The organism is Streptomyces sp. NPDC046349, assembly GCF_055587885.1.
In genome coordinates this window covers 281153-297071 of the sequence record NZ_JBVJFK010000003.1, presented here as the reverse complement: position 1 = coordinate 297071, position 15919 = coordinate 281153, and the positions used below count along the sequence as shown (strand labels likewise).

The 15919-nt window shown below is 71.1% G+C and carries 16 protein-coding genes and 3 pseudogenes; 12 read left to right on the top strand and 7 right to left on the bottom strand.

Features of this window, described 5'->3' with window-relative positions; all coding sequences use genetic code 11:
• Positions 1-421 precede the first annotated feature (421 nt).
• Positions 422-648: pseudogene (locus ACZ6JS_RS08575) on the top strand (hypothetical protein); the annotation flags it as partial.
• A gap of 166 nt (positions 649-814) precedes the next feature.
• Here ACZ6JS_RS08575 and ACZ6JS_RS08570 read toward each other — a convergent pair.
• The 3 genes and pseudogenes from ACZ6JS_RS08570 to ACZ6JS_RS08560 form a co-directional block, all read right to left on the bottom strand.
• A complete protein-coding gene (locus ACZ6JS_RS08570; RefSeq protein ID WP_469296859.1) occupies positions 815-1123 on the bottom strand; it encodes a hypothetical protein in 309 nt (102 codons plus the stop codon).
• Between the two features lie 507 nt (positions 1124-1630).
• On the bottom strand, positions 1631-2026 hold the full coding sequence (locus ACZ6JS_RS08565; RefSeq protein WP_469296858.1) for a hypothetical protein: 396 nt from the start codon (positions 2024-2026) through the stop codon (positions 1631-1633).
• A gap of 37 nt (positions 2027-2063) precedes the next feature.
• Positions 2064-2434, bottom strand: a pseudogene (locus tag ACZ6JS_RS08560) (hypothetical protein); the annotation flags it as partial.
• A gap of 112 nt (positions 2435-2546) precedes the next feature.
• Between ACZ6JS_RS08560 and ACZ6JS_RS08555 the strand changes: the two are divergent.
• The 3 genes from ACZ6JS_RS08555 to ACZ6JS_RS08545 all read left to right on the top strand — a co-directional run bounded on the left by ACZ6JS_RS08555 (position 2547) and on the right by ACZ6JS_RS08545 (position 4997).
• Complete coding sequence (locus ACZ6JS_RS08555) at positions 2547-3014, top strand: DUF2199 domain-containing protein (RefSeq protein WP_469297161.1); 468 nt, start codon at positions 2547-2549, stop codon at positions 3012-3014.
• Positions 3011-3676 carry a hypothetical protein gene (locus ACZ6JS_RS08550; RefSeq protein ID WP_469296856.1) on the top strand — a complete coding sequence of 222 codons (666 nt, stop codon included), beginning with the start codon at positions 3011-3013 and terminating at the stop codon, positions 3674-3676. The genes ACZ6JS_RS08555 and ACZ6JS_RS08550 overlap by 4 nt, the downstream gene beginning before the upstream one ends.
• A 691-nt stretch (positions 3677-4367) precedes the next feature.
• Positions 4368-4997, top strand: a complete 630-nt coding sequence (locus ACZ6JS_RS08545) for a hypothetical protein (RefSeq protein ID WP_469296855.1) — start codon at positions 4368-4370, stop codon at positions 4995-4997.
• A 124-nt stretch (positions 4998-5121) separates the two neighbouring features.
• On the opposite strand, the gene ACZ6JS_RS08540 is transcribed toward ACZ6JS_RS08545, so the two are convergent.
• The 3 genes from ACZ6JS_RS08540 to paaK all read right to left on the bottom strand — a co-directional run bounded on the left by ACZ6JS_RS08540 (position 5122) and on the right by paaK (position 7428).
• The gene (locus ACZ6JS_RS08540) at positions 5122-5664 is read right to left on the bottom strand and encodes a DapH/DapD/GlmU-related protein (RefSeq protein ID WP_469296853.1); all 543 of its coding nucleotides are present in this window, start codon (positions 5662-5664) and stop codon (positions 5122-5124) included.
• A 105-nt stretch (positions 5665-5769) separates the two neighbouring features.
• Positions 5770-6048 carry a hypothetical protein gene (locus tag ACZ6JS_RS08535; RefSeq protein WP_469296852.1) on the bottom strand — a complete coding sequence of 93 codons (279 nt, stop codon included), beginning with the start codon at positions 6046-6048 and terminating at the stop codon, positions 5770-5772.
• 63 nt (positions 6049-6111) lie between these two features.
• Positions 6112-7428 (bottom strand): phenylacetate--CoA ligase PaaK, encoded by a 1317-nt coding sequence (paaK, locus tag ACZ6JS_RS08530; protein WP_469296850.1) that lies wholly within the window; start codon positions 7426-7428, stop codon positions 6112-6114.
• A 112-nt stretch (positions 7429-7540) separates the two neighbouring features.
• Here paaK and ACZ6JS_RS08525 point away from each other — a divergent pair.
• Positions 7541-7714: pseudogene (locus ACZ6JS_RS08525) on the top strand (alpha/beta fold hydrolase); the annotation flags it as partial.
• A gap of 335 nt (positions 7715-8049) precedes the next feature.
• Positions 8050-8229, top strand: a complete 180-nt coding sequence (locus ACZ6JS_RS08520; protein WP_469297175.1) for an alpha/beta fold hydrolase — start codon at positions 8050-8052, stop codon at positions 8227-8229.
• A gap of 71 nt (positions 8230-8300) precedes the next feature.
• Here ACZ6JS_RS08520 and ACZ6JS_RS08515 read toward each other — a convergent pair whose 3' ends face one another.
• Positions 8301-9953 carry an acyl-CoA synthetase gene (locus ACZ6JS_RS08515; RefSeq protein ID WP_469296849.1) on the bottom strand — a complete coding sequence of 551 codons (1653 nt, stop codon included), beginning with the start codon at positions 9951-9953 and terminating at the stop codon, positions 8301-8303.
• 188 nt (positions 9954-10141) lie between these two features.
• Between ACZ6JS_RS08515 and ACZ6JS_RS08510 the strand changes: the two genes are divergently transcribed.
• The 6 genes from ACZ6JS_RS08510 to ACZ6JS_RS08485 all read left to right on the top strand — a co-directional run bounded on the left by ACZ6JS_RS08510 (position 10142) and on the right by ACZ6JS_RS08485 (position 15901).
• The gene (locus ACZ6JS_RS08510; RefSeq protein ID WP_469296847.1) at positions 10142-10942 is read left to right on the top strand and encodes a crotonase/enoyl-CoA hydratase family protein; all 801 of its coding nucleotides are present in this window, start codon (positions 10142-10144) and stop codon (positions 10940-10942) included.
• A gap of 606 nt (positions 10943-11548) precedes the next feature.
• Positions 11549-12517, top strand: coding sequence for a Zn-ribbon domain-containing OB-fold protein (locus ACZ6JS_RS08505; RefSeq protein ID WP_469296845.1), 969 nt, complete (start codon positions 11549-11551; stop codon positions 12515-12517).
• The gene (locus ACZ6JS_RS08500; protein WP_469296844.1) at positions 12517-13590 is read left to right on the top strand and encodes a thiolase domain-containing protein; all 1074 of its coding nucleotides are present in this window, start codon (positions 12517-12519) and stop codon (positions 13588-13590) included. Before ACZ6JS_RS08505 ends, ACZ6JS_RS08500 begins: the two co-directional genes overlap by 1 nt.
• Positions 13587-14798 carry a thiolase domain-containing protein gene (locus ACZ6JS_RS08495; protein ID WP_469296842.1) on the top strand — a complete coding sequence of 404 codons (1212 nt, stop codon included), beginning with the start codon at positions 13587-13589 and terminating at the stop codon, positions 14796-14798. The genes ACZ6JS_RS08500 and ACZ6JS_RS08495 overlap by 4 nt, the downstream gene beginning before the upstream one ends.
• A 133-nt stretch (positions 14799-14931) precedes the next feature.
• The gene (locus ACZ6JS_RS08490; protein ID WP_392053096.1) at positions 14932-15159 is read left to right on the top strand and encodes a DUF397 domain-containing protein; all 228 of its coding nucleotides are present in this window, start codon (positions 14932-14934) and stop codon (positions 15157-15159) included.
• A gap of 133 nt (positions 15160-15292) precedes the next feature.
• Positions 15293-15901 (top strand): hypothetical protein, encoded by a 609-nt coding sequence (locus tag ACZ6JS_RS08485; protein WP_469296841.1) that lies wholly within the window; start codon positions 15293-15295, stop codon positions 15899-15901.
• The last annotated feature ends 18 nt before the right edge of the window (positions 15902-15919 follow it).

The window sequence follows — 15919 nt, the reverse complement described above, 5'->3', positions numbered from 1 at the left end:
CGCCGAAACGGAGAGGGCAGTGGCGGAATCACGGCCGGCGCATGATCGACACAATGGCGTTCAAGTGCGGCACCGACACCCCGTGAATGCGCCTGCCCGAGCACTTCGGCTCGTGGGAAGGCGCCCACAACCGTCTGCGGAAAGGGGACCGCCGACGGCACCTGGGAAAAGGTCTCCACCTCGCTGCTCGCTCGGACCGACGCCCACGGAGACCTCGACGGCCGTCGCGGTCGACTCCGTGATCGTCCGGCCTCATCGGCACGCCGTGGTGGCCCGTCAAGAGGGGCCCGGGTCGGCGAGCCGGAGCATCATGCCTTCGGCCGGTCCCGCGGCGGTCCGACCACGAAGATCCACCTCGCCGCGGACAGCCGCTGCCGTCCGCTCGTTCGTCCCTCACTCCTGGCCATGCGGGCGACGTACCCGTGTTCCCCGAGATCGTGGCCCATTTACGCGTGACGCAGCGGTCGGCCGGCCCGATACCACCCCGGACCTGGTCCCGGCCGACAACAGCTACTCGTCCCGCGCGATCCGGACCCATCTCCGTCGGCGAGGGATCGGGCAGTGATCCCTCAACCCTCCGACCAGGTCGCCATGCCTAAAAGGCCAGGTCGATCGGGCGGTCGACCGCCTGCCTGCGACCGCGAGGCGTAGCAGCAGCGCAATACCGTCGAGCGGTGCATCAACAAGCTCTAGCGCGTGCTCTGACCACCCGTTCGACCAGACCGCCACCGTTTGGCCGGCCGGACTCCACGTCGCGCCATTTTCAGATGGTCGGACAGCTGATTCTTCGGAAAGTGGCTGCTGCCGTTGCGAGTCAGGCCAGCTCGAAACCGCTCTGAATGACGCCGTATTCCGCAGGTGTCTCCCAGCAGGTGTAATGACGGCCGGGGAGATCCGACAGGTCAGCCCCCAACTCTTGCGCCAACCAGGCCGCACTGGTCTTGCCTGTCCGCGAGGGGTCATCGACGGCCTGGTAGCAGGCCGTGGCGCCGCGCAGCGCGACGATCACGTACCTCACACGGTTGCCCGCGCCGATCACCCCTCCAGCGCCATGCTGCTCTTGCGTGCCGCTGGGAGGCTGCTCGCAAGACCCACGGTTCACGTCTTCCCTCGAGGAATCCACGACGTGATCGTACGTCCACCCCACGGTCCCCCGTCGCTGGGCCGAGGCCGCCGTTCGCACCCCCCAAACCCCCGCCCCGGCCACCGAGCAGCCGCGGCCGACCTGCTCGACGCCCGCCTCGCCAAGCCCGGCCGAATCCCAGCCTTGGCCTACTCCGCCCGCGACAGAAGGTGTTCTCCCGCCACGATCCCCCTCGGCGTTGCCCGGGCTGTCGCCGCTGCCTACAGCCCCGCCGACGGAGCGGGCCTCACCGCGGCCGCCGGCCGCCTGGGGGGCCGCGACCGTCCCGCCCGCCAAGGTCGTCGGCGCCGTCGCGTTCGGCTGGGCGTCCTCTACGTCCTGGCTCCGGCGGCAGCAAGACGTACTCTGCCCCGCTCGCGGGCCATCAACCCGCTCGAGAACTTCCCAGACATCGCCACGGGCTACGACAAGAGGGCGTACGTCTTCCACGGGACGCCACCGTGGCCACGATCCGCCTATGGCTTCGTCCAGTGTGAAGCTGGCCGTTCAGAGATCCTCGGCACCCGGGTAGTGGTGGCGAAGTTCGCTGAGCACGCGCTCGTCGTCAGCCTTGACATCCCACACGGAGCTGTCGAATTCGGTCAGGACGACAACCAGCTTGTCCTTGGCGAACCCACGTGCTTCAGCATCGATCAACTGCAGGAAGGGAGTCGTCAACGACAACAGCGTCAACGTGTCCATGCCCTCGCCGACAGACAGCCGCTCCATCTCGGCACAGCGAGGATCGACGAACTCGTCGAACTCGACGCGCCACGTCAGGTCCATGCCGAAGCTACCGAGGCGAACCAGCAGCTCGGCCAGGGTCACATAGTGCTTTCCGTGCCAGGCAGGAAACGTGATCCCCTTCATCCCCGCCTCAGCTTCGGCTGTATCGCGTGGCATGCGGCCCCTTTCCTCTGACGAACATTAGGCCATCAGCTCAAACGACCCATCGGACAGCCGCTGACTTGATTGTTGGACGTGTGCGGCTGGGTCTTGGGGTGGTCGGTTTCCGACCCGGGGCGTGGTGGTGCCCGTTGTGCGGGGTGGGGACGTCCTGGCGTGGGTGGGGCGGGTGTTCTTCTGTCCGGGAGGCCGCCCAGGTCCGGGGCGGGTGGGTTTCGGTGCTCCAGCCGGGCAGACGAGCGTGGGGCGGATGTGCCGGAAGTCGCGGCGGACCCGTGTCGGGGTGAGCCTGTCCGAGCAGACGGGCCTCTCCCGCGGACCCCGCCGGTCGGCTGCCAGCGGCCGGGCCAGCCTCAGGATCAGCCAGGTCCAGCGGTCGGCCGCCTCGGGGGTGCGGACCTTGGGAGCGGGTGGGTGCCGGCCGGTTGCACCGAAGCCGGTCGCTAGGCTCCCCGTCATGACCAGTGAGCTCGGATTCGCCTGCTCGTGCTGCGGCGCCCACCACCCTGAGCTGCCCATGAACTACATGGCCGAGGCCCCGGCTGTCTGGGATCCGTCCTTCGCTGACGCCGGCGACTGCCTGCTCTCGTCAGACCGGTGCGTGATCCAGGCGCAGCACTACTTTGTCAAAGGCCTGATCGAGATACCGGTGATCGGTAGCGACGAGGTGTTCTCCTGGGGCGCCTGGGTGTCTCTCAGTCGTGAGAACTTCTCCCGCGCGGCGGACCTCTGGGAGACGCCAGGCCGGGAGTCCGAGAGGCCGTACTTCGGCTGGCTCACAACCGATCTGCCGGTCTACGCGCCCACAACTCTCAACCTCAAGACCAACGTCCACACCCGCCCGATCGGCCAGCGCCCGTTCATCGAACTTGAACCTACCGCCCACCCTCTCGCCGTTGAGCAGCGCACGGGGATCACCCGGGAGCGCGTGCGGGAGATCGCCGCGGCAGTGCTGCACCCCTCCCGCGGCAGGAGTCAGCAGTGACGGGGGACGCACGAGTGCCGCTGACCCCCCTGGTGCCGGAGGGCTTGAGCCGCCGAGCCAGATATTTCGTCGAGGGGCATGGGCTGCGTGTTCCCCGCCGCGATCTCACGCTGTGCCGGGAGGTGTGGCTCGAGCGGGGGATACCGGCTGCGGAGATCGACCGGGCCGTGGCCTTCCAGGAACGCTGGGGTGGCATAGCTCTGCCCCCTGCCCCCGCATACGAGGGTGGCCCGCGCGTTCTGGAAGCGGATGTTCCCGCAGGCTCGGCCGTGGACGGATGGCGGTTCCCGGCCGGCGGTTGTCGCGTCTCCATGGCTCACGGGTTCATGATCGGGCAGGGAGGGGAGTTCGGGATCGACGCCGACCGCTGGATACCACTGCACGCCAGCACAGAGGGATGGGTGGAAGCCCTGGCACTGGCCGCCCACGCGGGCTACTGGGCCGAGACCATCACGAAGATCAAGGGCAGTGCCGTCGATGACCTGGACCTGGAAGGCTTCGAGCCGGTACCTGAAGTCCAGGGCCTCGCTGACACCTGGTGGCGGGGCAGGGATTCGCTGATCGCCGTCTATCGCGGAGAAGCCTCAGGCTTTGACGCCCCCCGCTGCTTGAGGGCCCACATCTACGGAGGACTCGACTCATGGGGTCTCAGCGGCAGTTGACACGCGGATGGACAAACTCTCCGGCCCGGCGGCGCCAGCGAGCATCTATGTGGCCGAAGGGGCCAACTGGGGCGTTTGGCGTAACGTACTGCGAGGAGCGGGATGATGGCGGCCAAGCCCGGCGCCGGATTCCGTACGTGCCGAGCGGGGCGGCGGCCCGCGTGCTGGTTTTCGTTGTCAGGTCATGCCGTCGAGTGATGTGCGATGGGCGCGGATGGAACCGCTACTTCCGGACCGGACACCGAAACGGGGTGGCTGCGCCGGAGGGACCTCGCGGGGTCTGGCCAGGGGTCGACCACCGCTACGGATGTGCGCCCTGGACGGCATGTGGGGCCGGGTGTTCACCGCGGTGACGGCAAGGGCCGACACCGAAGAGGACCTGGCCTGGGACGGGTCGGTGGACTCCACGATCGTACGAGCTCACCAGCATGCGGTCGGGCCCGGAGAACGGGTCCCGGCCGACGAGGCAGCCGGGGCGTCAGGCCGCCCGCCTTCGACCGCCAGGCCAACAAGCAGCTCAACACCGTCGCACGGTGCATCAACCGCCTCAAGCGTCCGCGGTGTGATCAACAAGGCAGGCGGACGGCGACCGCCCCCGCGCGCGAGACGAATTGCGCAGGTCAGGACGTCCCATGACCGTGTCCCCGAGCAGGACCCGGCCGGTCGCCGCTCAGGCGGAACGATCTAGGGTGTGTCGATGCAGCCCTTCTCCCCGCCGCAGATACCGGCGAACGAACTCCGGCCCGGCCGTCACTGGTACGCCGCAGCCGCCGCGATCGCCGTCGTGCTGATCGTGCTGGGCGCGGCCATCGGCACATACCGGTTCACCGACGCGCTCGATTCGGTGGACACCGGCCGCCAGTTCGCCAACGGCGACACCGTCACCCTCCGGCTCGAGCCGGGGAGCGAGAGGACCGTCTGGGTCAAGTACCCGGGCCGGTCGCCCGGACCGGCCTGCGACATCACCGGGCCGGGCACCCCAGGTCTCGACGATCCGGGCGCCGACGTCTTCCTCACCAGTGACGAGACCTGGACGCCGCTCTACACCGTCGACGTGCAGCGGGCAGGCGACTACAAGGTCACCTGCTCCTCCCAGGCACTCTCCCGTTACGCCATCGGGGACTCCGGGGGCCTTGTCGCGTTGGCGGGCTGGCTGATGGTGGCCGTCCTCCTCCCGGCGCTCGGCATCGGCATCTGCGTCGTCATCGTCCTCGTGACCGCCCTCCGCCGCAGAGGCCATCGCAAGCGGCTGCTCGCCGAACGCTACGGCGCCGGTGGTGGCCCGTCCCGCCGCGTGGAGCACGACTCGCATCTGCTGTGACCGCGACGAAGCTCCGCCGGTCACCGCACCAGGTGATCAATTGTGCAGGGTCAGTGATCGAGCGGAGGGCGGTCTGCCTCCCGGCTGCCCCGCAGCCGGGCTCGGCGCGGCCTCGTAGAGGACGTCACCACGTGCGGTGCACGGTTGCCTTGCCGCCGGTCACCAGGCTTGCCGGCGGTACGTCATCAGCCACGACCGCGCCGGCGGCCACCACGGCGTCACGGCCGATGCTGACGCCTGGCAGGATCGTGGCACCGGCACCGATCCACACGTTCTCTGCCACGTCGATGGGTGCACCGGTGAGGTACAGCCGCCGCTCCTCGGGATCAACCGGGTGGCCGCTCGTGATGAAGGTGACCTTCGGTCCGATCATCACGCGCTCGCCGAGCCGGATGCCGGCATAGTCCAGGAACGTGCAGTTCTGGTTGATGAAGACGCGCTCGGCGAGGTCGAGGTTCAGGCCGTGGTCGGTGTAGAAGGGCGGATAGATCGTGACCTTCGGCGGCAGTGGCTTGCCGAGGATCTGTTCGAACATTTCCGCCTTGCCTGCTTCGTCGTCGAAAGGCAGGACGTTCAGCCGGGAAGTGAGCTCGGTGACGCGCAGGACCCTTTCGGCCATGGCCTGGAACTCGGCGCTGTGGATGCGCATGAGACGGTCGCTGGACATGCCGTGATCCTTGCTGTGAACCGGTGACTGGACAAGACTCACCCGACAATCGAGATCACAGGGTGCAGGTGCTGACGGAGACGAAAACGAGGGTGCCCGAGATCGTCACGTGACGAACGAGGCTGCTGCGGCCGGCCCGCAGAGGCGAACCGGAACGGCCCGGCGCACCCCCTGTTCAAAACCCACCGGCACGTCATCGCGGCCAGGGTGGTTCGCAAGGGCCGACCCGATCTCGAACAGCACCAAGAGTGCACACCCGTAGGTGGCGTCGCCCGCGTCGCCCGCGTCATGCGTCCGGTCGGCATCGGGATCGGCGCAGCCCGTGGGGGCAAGCCGGGCGGCCACCGCCGCAGTGCCGGCAAAGGTGTGCGCGCATCGCGCCACGCCGGCCGGTCCCGGCCGCTCACGAGGCCGTCGCGACATCCCTGTTACTCGCGGAAGCCCATGTCAGGGCATCGGGGGACGGCCGGGGGTGCGGAGGTCCACGAGTCTTTTGATCTTGCCCACCGAGCGCTCCAGGGTCTCCGGGTCGACCACCTCGACCCGGACGGAGACGCCGATCCCCGCCTTGACCGCCTCGACCACGCCGGCCGCCGCGGCCTCCCGCAGGGCGGCGCCCGACTCCCGTCGGGCCTCCACCCGGACGGTCAGGGTGTCCATCCGGCCCTCGCGGGCCAGCCGCAGCTGGAAGTGGGGCGCCAGCCCCGGCGTCCGCAGGAGGATCTCCTCGATCTGGGTCGGGTACAGGTTCACCCCGCGCAGGATGATCATGTCGTCGCTGCGGCCCGTGATCTTCTCCATCCGGCGGAAGGCCGGCCGTGCCGTGCCGGGGAGCAGTCGCGTCAGGTCGCGGGTCCGGTAGCGGATGACCGGCATGGCCTCCTTGGTGAGGGAGGTGAACACCAACTCCCCGAGCTCGCCCTCCGGCAGCACCGCACCCGTCAGGGGGTCGACCACCTCGGGATAGAAGTGGTCCTCCCAGATGTGCAGACCGTCCTTGGTCTCCACGCACTCCTGCGCCACGCCGGGCCCGATGACCTCCGACAGGCCGTAGATGTCCACCGCGTCCATGTCGAGGCGCTCCTCGATCTCACGCCGCATCTCCTCGGTCCACGGCTCCGCACCGAAGATGCCCGTCCGCAGCGAGGTGGCGCGCGGGTCGATGCCCTGGCGCTCCATCTCGTCCAGCAGGGTCAGCATGTACGAAGGGGTCACCATGATGACCTCCGGCCGGAAGTCCTCGATGAGCCGGACCTGGCGGTCCGTCATCCCGCCCGAGGCGGGCACGACCGTACAGCCGAGGCGCTCGGCGCCGTAGTGCGCGCCCAAGCCGCCCGTGAACAGGCCGTAGCCGTAGGCGACGTGGACGATCTGCCCGGGGCGGCCGCCTGCCGCGCGTATCGAACGGGCCACGACGTCGGACCACGTGGAGAGGTCCCCGTCGGTGTATCCGACGACGGTCGGCCGGCCGGTGGTGCCGCTGGAGGCGTGGATGCGGCGCACCTCGGAACGCGGTACCGCGAACATCCCGAAGGGGTACTGGCCGCGCAGATCGGCCTTGGTGGTGAGCGGGAACAGGGCGAGGTCGGCGAGGGAGCGGCAGTCGTCAGGATGCACACCGGCCTTGTCGAAGGCCTGCCGGTAGAAGGGCACCCGCTCGTACGCGCGGTGCAGGGTGGCCCGCAGCCGCGTGAGCTGGAGGGCGGCCAGCTCGTCGTGGCCCAGCCGCTCGCCGTCGTCGTGGGATCCCGCCCGCACCGCCATGTCGTCACCTCATCGTGAGAAGGTCCAAGAGCCGACCGATCATTCGGTAGATTGCCAGGGCCTCGCAGGTCAAATCAATGACTCGAACGAGTGATCGTCTGTTCTGCCTCGAATGCGCGGCACGGGCGACTCCGCCGTCCCGGCGGACGAGTCGACGTACCGCGCCGACCGGCAGGTCGCCGACGTCGAGGCGCTCCGCGTCCATCTGGGTCTGGAGCGCATGGACCTCCTGGCCCACTCGGCCGCCGGAAACCTCGCCCTGCTCTATGCGGCCGCGCATCCGGAGCGGCTGGGCCGGACCGTCCTGGTCACCCCCACCGCCTGGGTGCTCGACCTGGTGAGCACCGCGCAGGAACGGCTGGCGGCGGCCCGCCTCAGGTCGGGGCCGAGCTGTACGACACGGCCGCGGAGGCGTACGGGCGCATCCTCGGCGGCGCCGACACGGACGAGGAACGGGACCGCGCGGCGCCCCTCTTCTACGGACGCTGGGACGGCGTCGCGCAGGCGCACTGCGCCGCGGGTGAGCACGAGCAGAACGAGAAGGCGGCCGCTGCCTTCGCCGGCCCGGGCGCCTGTGACCCGCCCGCCGTCCGCGCGGCCCTGCGCCGCGTCGCGGGGGAGGTGCTGGTACTCGCGGGCGAACTGGACGGCAATCCGCCGCCCGGCCTCGCCGAGCAGATCGCGGCGGCGTTCCCCGCCGGGATCCTCCACGTCCAGCCCGCCGCCGCGCACTTCCCCTGGTTGGACGGCCCCGCCGGCTTCGCGGAGCGCGTCGGGCGCTTCCTGGCCACCGGAGCCTGACCGGGGCGAACGCCCCGGGCTCGACGCCGCGTCACGTCCGACACGGCGTCGAACCCGGGCCCGCCGGTCTTTCAGCGCGCGGTACGGGTGCCCGTGCCGCCGGAGTCCGCCTCCGTCGCGACCGCCTTCGCCCAGCGGTAGTCCGCCTTGCCGCTGGGCGAGCGCTGGATGGCCGGCGTGATGACGAGCTGGCGCGGGATCTTGTAGCCCGCGAGCCTGGTTCGGCAGTGGCTCTGGATCTCGTCCAGCGTCGGCGCCTCCGCTCCCGGGCGCACCTGGACCACCGCGGCCACGTGGCTGCCCCAGGTCCGGTCCGAGACCCCGGCCACCAGGGCGTCGTACACGTCGGGATGCGACTTCAGCGCCTGTTCGACCTCTTCCGGATAGACCTTCTCGCCGCCCGTGTTGATGCACTGCGAGCCGCGGCCGAGCACGGTGACGATGCCCTGTTCGTCGACGGTGGCCATGTCGCCCAGCAGCACCCAGCGCTCCCCGCCCTTCTGGAAGAACGTGTCCGCGGTCTTCTCCGGGTCGTTGTAGTAGCCGAGCGGCACGTGGCCACGTTGCGCGAGGCGCCCCGGCTCGCCGACCGCCACCGGCTCGTGCGTCACCGGATCCACCACCTGCGTACGGTCGTTGACCTCCAGACGGAAGCCCCTCTCCGGGCCGGAGTCGTCCGTGGCGCGCCCGTTGGAGCCGGACTCGGAGGACCCGAAGTTGTTCAGCAGCAGGACGTTCGGCACCAGCCTCTGGAACTCGGCGCGCACCGTCTCGGACATGATCGCCCCCGACGAGGAGACGCTGAACAGCGATGACAGGTCGGCGCCCTTCAGGGGACCGTTCAGGGCGTCGATGAGCGGCCTGAGCATCGCGTCGCCGACCAGCGACACGCTCGACACCTTCTCCTTCTCGATCGTGCGCAGCACCTCCTCGGGCACGTACTTGCGATGGATGACCACCCGCTGGCCGTAGTTGAAGGCGATGAACGAGGTCAGCGTCGACGTCCCGTGCATCAGCGGGGGAGCCGGGAAGAAGGTCAGCCCCGCCCCGCGCGCCGCCACCCGCTCCGCCAGCTCCTGCGGCCGCTTCACCGGCTCGCCCGAGGGTTCTCCGCCGAAGAGCCCGGCGAAGAAGAGGTCCTCCGCCCGCCACATCACGCCCTTGGGCATGCCCGTGGTCCCGCCGGTGTAGATGATGAACAGGTCGTCCGCGCTGCGCGGCGGGAATCCGCGCCCGGGCGATCCGGTCGCCTCGGCGTCCGCGTACGCGACCGGGGCGATCGACGGCTCCGGAGCCCCCTCGGGCACCTCGCCGACCCGGATCAGGTGCCGCAGCTTCGGAGCCCTCGGCAGCGCGGCCGCCACCCGCTCGGTGAACTCGCCCTCGAAGACGAGCGCGGCGAGATCCGCGTCGTTGTAGAGGTAGACCAGTTCCTCCTCCACGTACCGGTAGTTGACGTTCACCGGAACCAGCCGTGCCTTCAGGCAGGCCAGGACGGTCTGGAGGTACTCGATCCCGTTGTAGAGGTGCAGGCCCAGGTGCTCACCGGCCGCCAGGCCGCTGTCCAGCAGGTGGTGCGCGATCCGGTTCGCCGCAGCGTCCAGCTCCGCGTATGTGAGGCGGCGCTCGGCGCCCGTCCCGGGGTGGTCCACGTACACGAGGGCCTCGCGGTCCGGGACCACGTCCACGACCGACTCGAACAGGTCGGCAAGGTTGTACTCCACCGTTCCTCCTGACCCCGTTGTTCCCGATGACTGGCCCCCGCGGCCGGCTGCTCCGGCGGTCATTAGAGCGCCGGGGCAGGCAACTGGGAAGGGCACCGCCCAAGAAATCTGACTGACTGTCAGGAATCTATTGAACTGCGCCGTCCCCTACTGCAACCTGTTCTAGGTCTTGAGACGGGAGGACGGCAATGGGTGGGACGGAACACCTGACCGTGGAACGCCGCGGCGCCACGCTGGTGCTCACCATGAACAGGCCCGAGGCGAAGAACGCGCTCTCGCTGCCGCTGCTGGTGGGGCTGTACGACGGCTGGCTGGAGGCGGACGCCGACCACGAGATCCGCTCCGTGGTCCTGACCGGCGCGGGCGGCGACTTCTGCGCCGGCATGGATCTCAAGGCGCTGGCCGGCAAAGGCATGGCCGGCGACCAGTACCGGGACCGCCTCAAGGCCGACCCCGACCTGCACTGGAAGGCGATGCTCCGCCACCACCGTCCGCGCAAGCCGGTGATCGCGGCCGTGGAGGGCTACTGCGTGGCGGGCGGCACCGAGATCCTCCAGGGCACAGACATCCGGGTGGCCGCCGAGGGCGCCACCTTCGGACTCTTCGAGGTCAAGCGGGGCCTCTTCCCCATCGGCGGTTCCACGGTGCGGCTGCCCCGTCAGATCCCGCGCACGCACGCCCTGGAGATGCTGCTGACCGGACGCCCGTACTCGGCGGCGGAGGCGGCGCGGATCGGCCTCGTGGGACGGGTCGTCCCGGACGGCACGGCGCTCGACGCGGCCCTGGAGGTCGCCGAGCAGATCAACGCGTGCGGGCCGCTGGCGGTCGAGGCGGTCAAAGCGTCGGTCTACGAGACCGCGGGGCTCACGGAGTCCGAGGGGCTGGCCTCCGAACTCCTTCGCGGCTGGCCGGTCTTCGACACGGCCGACGCGAAGGAGGGAGCGCGGGCCTTCGCGGAGAAGCGGCCCGCGGTGTACCGCCGGGAGTAGCGGGCCGTCGTCCCGTGCCGCCGCGGTGCCTCGCACGCGGGCGGGTAGGCGCCTCGGGGCTCGTCCCCGGCCCCCGCGGCCGCCGGGCCGGCGGCCGGCCGACGAGACCGGGGCCCCGTGGCCGGAGCGGGGGCGCCGGGAGCCGGTGCCCGCCCGGACGTCACCTCCCGGACCTCGGCCGAGGCGGAGGCCGGCGCTCCGCCGGGGCCCGTGTCCGAACGGGCGGGGTCGAAGGCCGGCGCCTCGCCCGGGCGTTGTGCCTCGAGCCTCGCTCGGGGCCCGTGGCGGGGGTCCGCCCAGGCCCCCGTGTCCGGAGGGGCGCGGGGCCGAGATCCGGTTCCCCGCCCGGCCCTTGCGCCCCAAGCCCCGCCCAGGCCGACGCCGGGGCACTGCCAAGGTCTCGTGCTTCGAACGGCGTCGGGGCGCTGCCGAGGTCTCGTGCGCCGAACGGCGGAGGCCGGGGCCGGGGCATGGCCCGGGTCCCGGGCCTTGAACGCCGGCGCAGCCGGAAGGGTTTCGCCCGCAGGGCGGGTCCGGCGCCCCGGAGCCTTGGCCGGGCCGCCGGATACCGCCCGCACCCGCAATCAACAGCATCGGAGAGCCACCATGACAGCTGCCTCCCCACCGGAGGTGCTCCGCGCGCCTCTCGTCGTCGAATTCCCCTTCACCCGGTCCCTCGGGCCCGTCCAGAGCGCCTTCCTCACCGGCCTGCGCGAGAGCGTCGTCCTCGGCGTGAGGACCTCGGACGGCAGGGTGGTGGTCCCGCCCGTCGAGTACGACCCCGTCACCTCCGAGGAGATCCGCGAACTCGTCGAGGTCGCCACCACCGGCACCGTCACCACCTGGGCCTGGAACGGCCGGCCCCGCCCGAACCAGCCCCTCGGGACCCCCTTCGCCTGGGTGCTGGTCAAGCTCGACGGCGCGGACACCGCCCTGCTGCACGCCCTCGACGCCCCCGGTCCCGACGCCGTGCGCACCGGCATGCGCGTACGCGTCCGCTGGGCCGCCGAACGCTCCGGCGCCATCACCGACATCGCCTGCTTCGAGCCGTCCGAAGACGACGCACCCGCCCCCGAAGCAGCACCCGCCCCCCACGACGGCGTGTTCCGCGACGCCGTCACGGGCATCGTCGCCGAAGCCCGCCTGGACTACGTCTACAGCCCCGGCCGCGCGCAGACCGCCTACATCAACGCCCTCTCCGAGCGGCGGACCGTGGGCGAGCGCTGCCCCTCCTGCCACAAGGTGTACGTCCCGCCGCGCGGCGCCTGCCCCACCTGCGGCGTCGCCACCACCGACCAGGTCGAGGTCGGTCCGGCCGGCACCGTCACCACCTTCTGCATCGTCAACATCAAGGCGAAGAACCTGGACATCGAGGTCCCCTACGTCTACGCCCACATCGCCCTCGACGGCGCCGGCCTCGCCCTCCACGGCCGGATCGGCGGCATCCCCTACGACGAGGTCCGCATGGGCCTGCGCGTCGAGCCCGTCTGGACCGAAGGCGGCCGCTACCCCGACCACTACCGCCCCACCGGCGAACCGGACGCGGACTACGACGCGTACAAGGAGCTCATCTGATGACCGGGCCCAGGACGAGCAGGTACGCACGCGACGTGGCCGTCGTCGCCTTCGCGCAGAGCGACCACCTGCGCCGCACCGACGAACTCAGCGAAGTCGAGATGGTCATGCCGGTCCTCCACGAGGTCCTGGCCGCCACGGGACTGAAGGCCGACGGGATCGGCTTCACCTGCTCCGGCTCCAGCGACTATCTGGCGGGCCGCGCCTTCTCCTTCACCATGACCCTCGACGGGGTCGGCGCCTGGCCGCCGATCTCCGAGTCCCACGTCGAGATGGACGGCGCCTGGGCCCTCTACGAGGCCTGGGTCAAGATCCAGACCGGCGAGGCGGACACCGCGCTCGTCTACTCGTACGGGAAGTCCTCGCCCGGATCCGTGCGCGACGTGCTCACCCGCCAGCTCGACCCGTACTACCTCGCCCCGCTCTGGCCCGACTCGGTGGCCCTGGCCGCCCTCCAGGCCCAGGCCCTCATCGACGCCGGCGAGACCGACGAACCCGCACTGGCCGCCATCGCGGCGCGCAGCCGGGCCGACGCCGGGGCCAACCCGCACGCCCAGCTGCGCGGCGCCGTCCCGCAGGGCGACTACCAGGTCCGGCCCCTGCGGACCGGGGACTGCCCGCCCGTCGGAGACGGCGTCGCCGCCGTCGTCCTGGCAGCCGGCGACCTCGCGCGCCGGCTGTGCGGACGCCCCGCCTGGATCACCGGCATCGACCACCGCATCGAGGCGCACGCCCTGGGCCTGCGCGACCTCACCGACTCCCCGTCCACCCGCACCGCGGCCGAGCACGCGGGCCTCTTCGACGCCCCCGTGGACACGGCGGAACTGCACGCGCCGTTCTCCTCCCAGGAGGTCGTCCTCCGCAAGGCCCTCGGGCTCGGCGCCACGGTCGCCGTCAACCCGTCCGGCGGGGCACTCGCCGCCAACCCGATGATGGCCGCCGGCCTGATCCGGATCGGCGAGGCGGCCGCCCGCATCCACCGCGGCGCATCCGACCGGGCCGTCGCCCACGCCACCTCCGGCCCCTGCCTCCAGCAGAACCTGGTCGCCGTCCTGGAAGGGGACCGCGCATGAGCACATCCGGCATCTCCGCCACCGCCGGCGCACCGCGCGCGACGGGCAAGGAGCCGGTCGCCGTCGTCGGCATCGGCCAGACCAAGCACGTCGCCGCCCGCCACGACGTCTCCATCGCCGGACTGGTCCGCGAGGCCGCCGCGCGCGCCCTCGCCGACGCCGAACTGACCTGGGCGGACATCGACGCGGTCGTCATCGGCAAGGCCCCCGACTTCTTCGAGGGCGTCATGATGCCGGAGCTGTACCTGGCGGACGCCCTCGGAGCCGTCGGCAAGCCGATGCTGCGCGTGCACACGGCCGGCTCGGTCGGCGGGTCCACCGCGCTCGTCGCCGCCAACCTCGTGGCCGCACGCGTCCACCGCACCGTCCTCACCCTGGCCTTCGAGAAGCAGTCCGAGTCGAACGCCATGTGGGGGCTCTCGCTCCCCGTCCCCTTCCAGCAGCCCCTGCTCGCCGGCGCCGGCGGCTTCTTCGCCCCGCACGTGCGCGCGTACATGCGGCGCACCGGCGCGCCCGACGGGGTCGGCTCGCTCGTGGCGTACAAGGACCGGCGCAACGCGCTGAGGAACCCCTATGCGCACCTGCACGAGCACGACATCACCCTGGAGAAGGTCCAGGCCTCGCCCATGCTGTGGGACCCGATCCGGTACTCCGAGACCTGTCCGTCCTCCGACGGTGCGTGCGCGATGGTCCTCACCGACCGGGCGGGCGCGGCCCGTTCGCCGCATCCGCCCGCGTGGGTGCACGGCGGCGCGATGCGCAGCGAGCCCACTCTCTTCGCCGGCAAGGACTTCGTCTCCCCGCAGGCGGGCAAGGACTGCGCCGCCGACGTCTACCGGCAGGCCGGCATCACCGACCCGCGCCGGGAGATCGACGCGGTCGAGATGTACGTGCCGTTCTCCTGGTACGAGCCGATGTGGCTGGAGAACCTGGGCTTCGCCGAGGAGGGCGAGGGCTGGAAGCTCACCGAGGCCGGCGTCACCGAGATCGACGGTGACCTTCCGGTCAACCCCTCCGGCGGCGTGCTGTCCACCAACCCGATCGGCGCGTCCGGCATGATCCGCTTCGCCGAGGCCGCCCTCCAGGTACGCGGCCGGGCCGGGGAACACCAGGTCCCGGGGGCCCGCCGGGCTCTGGGGCACGCGTACGGCGGCGGCGCGCAGTTCTTCGCGATGTGGCTGGTGGGGGCGCAGGAACCCACCACCTGAACGGAGCCCGTCCGCCCCGCCCGGGTGCCGGACCGGTCACGAGTGACTCACCGTGGCCTGTGCGGCACCCGCTGCGATGGTTAACCTGGCCCCCGGACGACGTACCGGGAGGAGCACGCACGTGGCCGAGAGCATGACTTCACAGCCCCTGGCCGGCTGGGGGAAGCCGGACCTCGATCTCACCGGGGCGGACTGGCAGTCGAGCAGCCGGGGAGCGGGTGACGTCCAGATCGCCTTCGTCGAGGGCTTCATCGCGATGCGCAACAGCGAGCGCCCCGAGAGCCCCTCCCTGATCTTCTCGCCGGACGAGTGGCACAAGTTCGTGCTGAACGCCCGGGGCGGGGAGTTCGACCTCACCTGACCGCACGCCACCGCCCCGTCCCCGCCGGGGCGGTGGCCCCCGTGACGGGCCCGTGCTCAGGCGGTCCCTGAGTACCCCGTTTGAGTACTCATGCTCATGATCCGCGGGGTCGCCGCTGCCTAGAGTGACCCGCATGGACACGGACCCGAACCCCACCGACACCCCGACAGCGGACACGCCCCGGTGGGCCAAGGGCTGCGCGGTCGCCGCCCTCTGCCTCCTCGGCCTGGCCGTGCTCGGGGCCTGGGCACTGGCCGAGTGGGAGAAGGGTTTGGACGGTTACGGCCAGCTGGAGCAGAGCGGCCCGGCCGGACATGTGGCGGACCCCCTCGGCCCGGGTGCGACCGCCCGGTACGAGGACGGTCTGAAGATCACCGTCAGCCGCCCGCGCGAGGAGCCCGACGGCACCTACAGCCTCACCGTCACCTACGACAACGACACCGGCGAAGAGCTCCGTCCCGGCGGAGAATCGGCCGCCTCCGCCGTGTCCTCGTACGGCGACGCACCCCTGGCCGTACGCGCCGGCCGGTCGCTCGACGACCATGCCTCCGGGTACAGCCTGAACTGGCTGAACTCACAGGAGTCCGCCGCGGCCCTCATGGCGCCCCTGGGCCCAGACCGTAAGCGCACCGTCCCGGTCCGCCTCAGTCCGAGCACGAAGGGCGTCCCGGTCACCGTGGAGGTGAAACCGCCGACCGCCGGTTTCCGCGAGACGGCGTACTTCCAGCTCGCCCTGGACTGACCCGACCGGTCGGTAGGG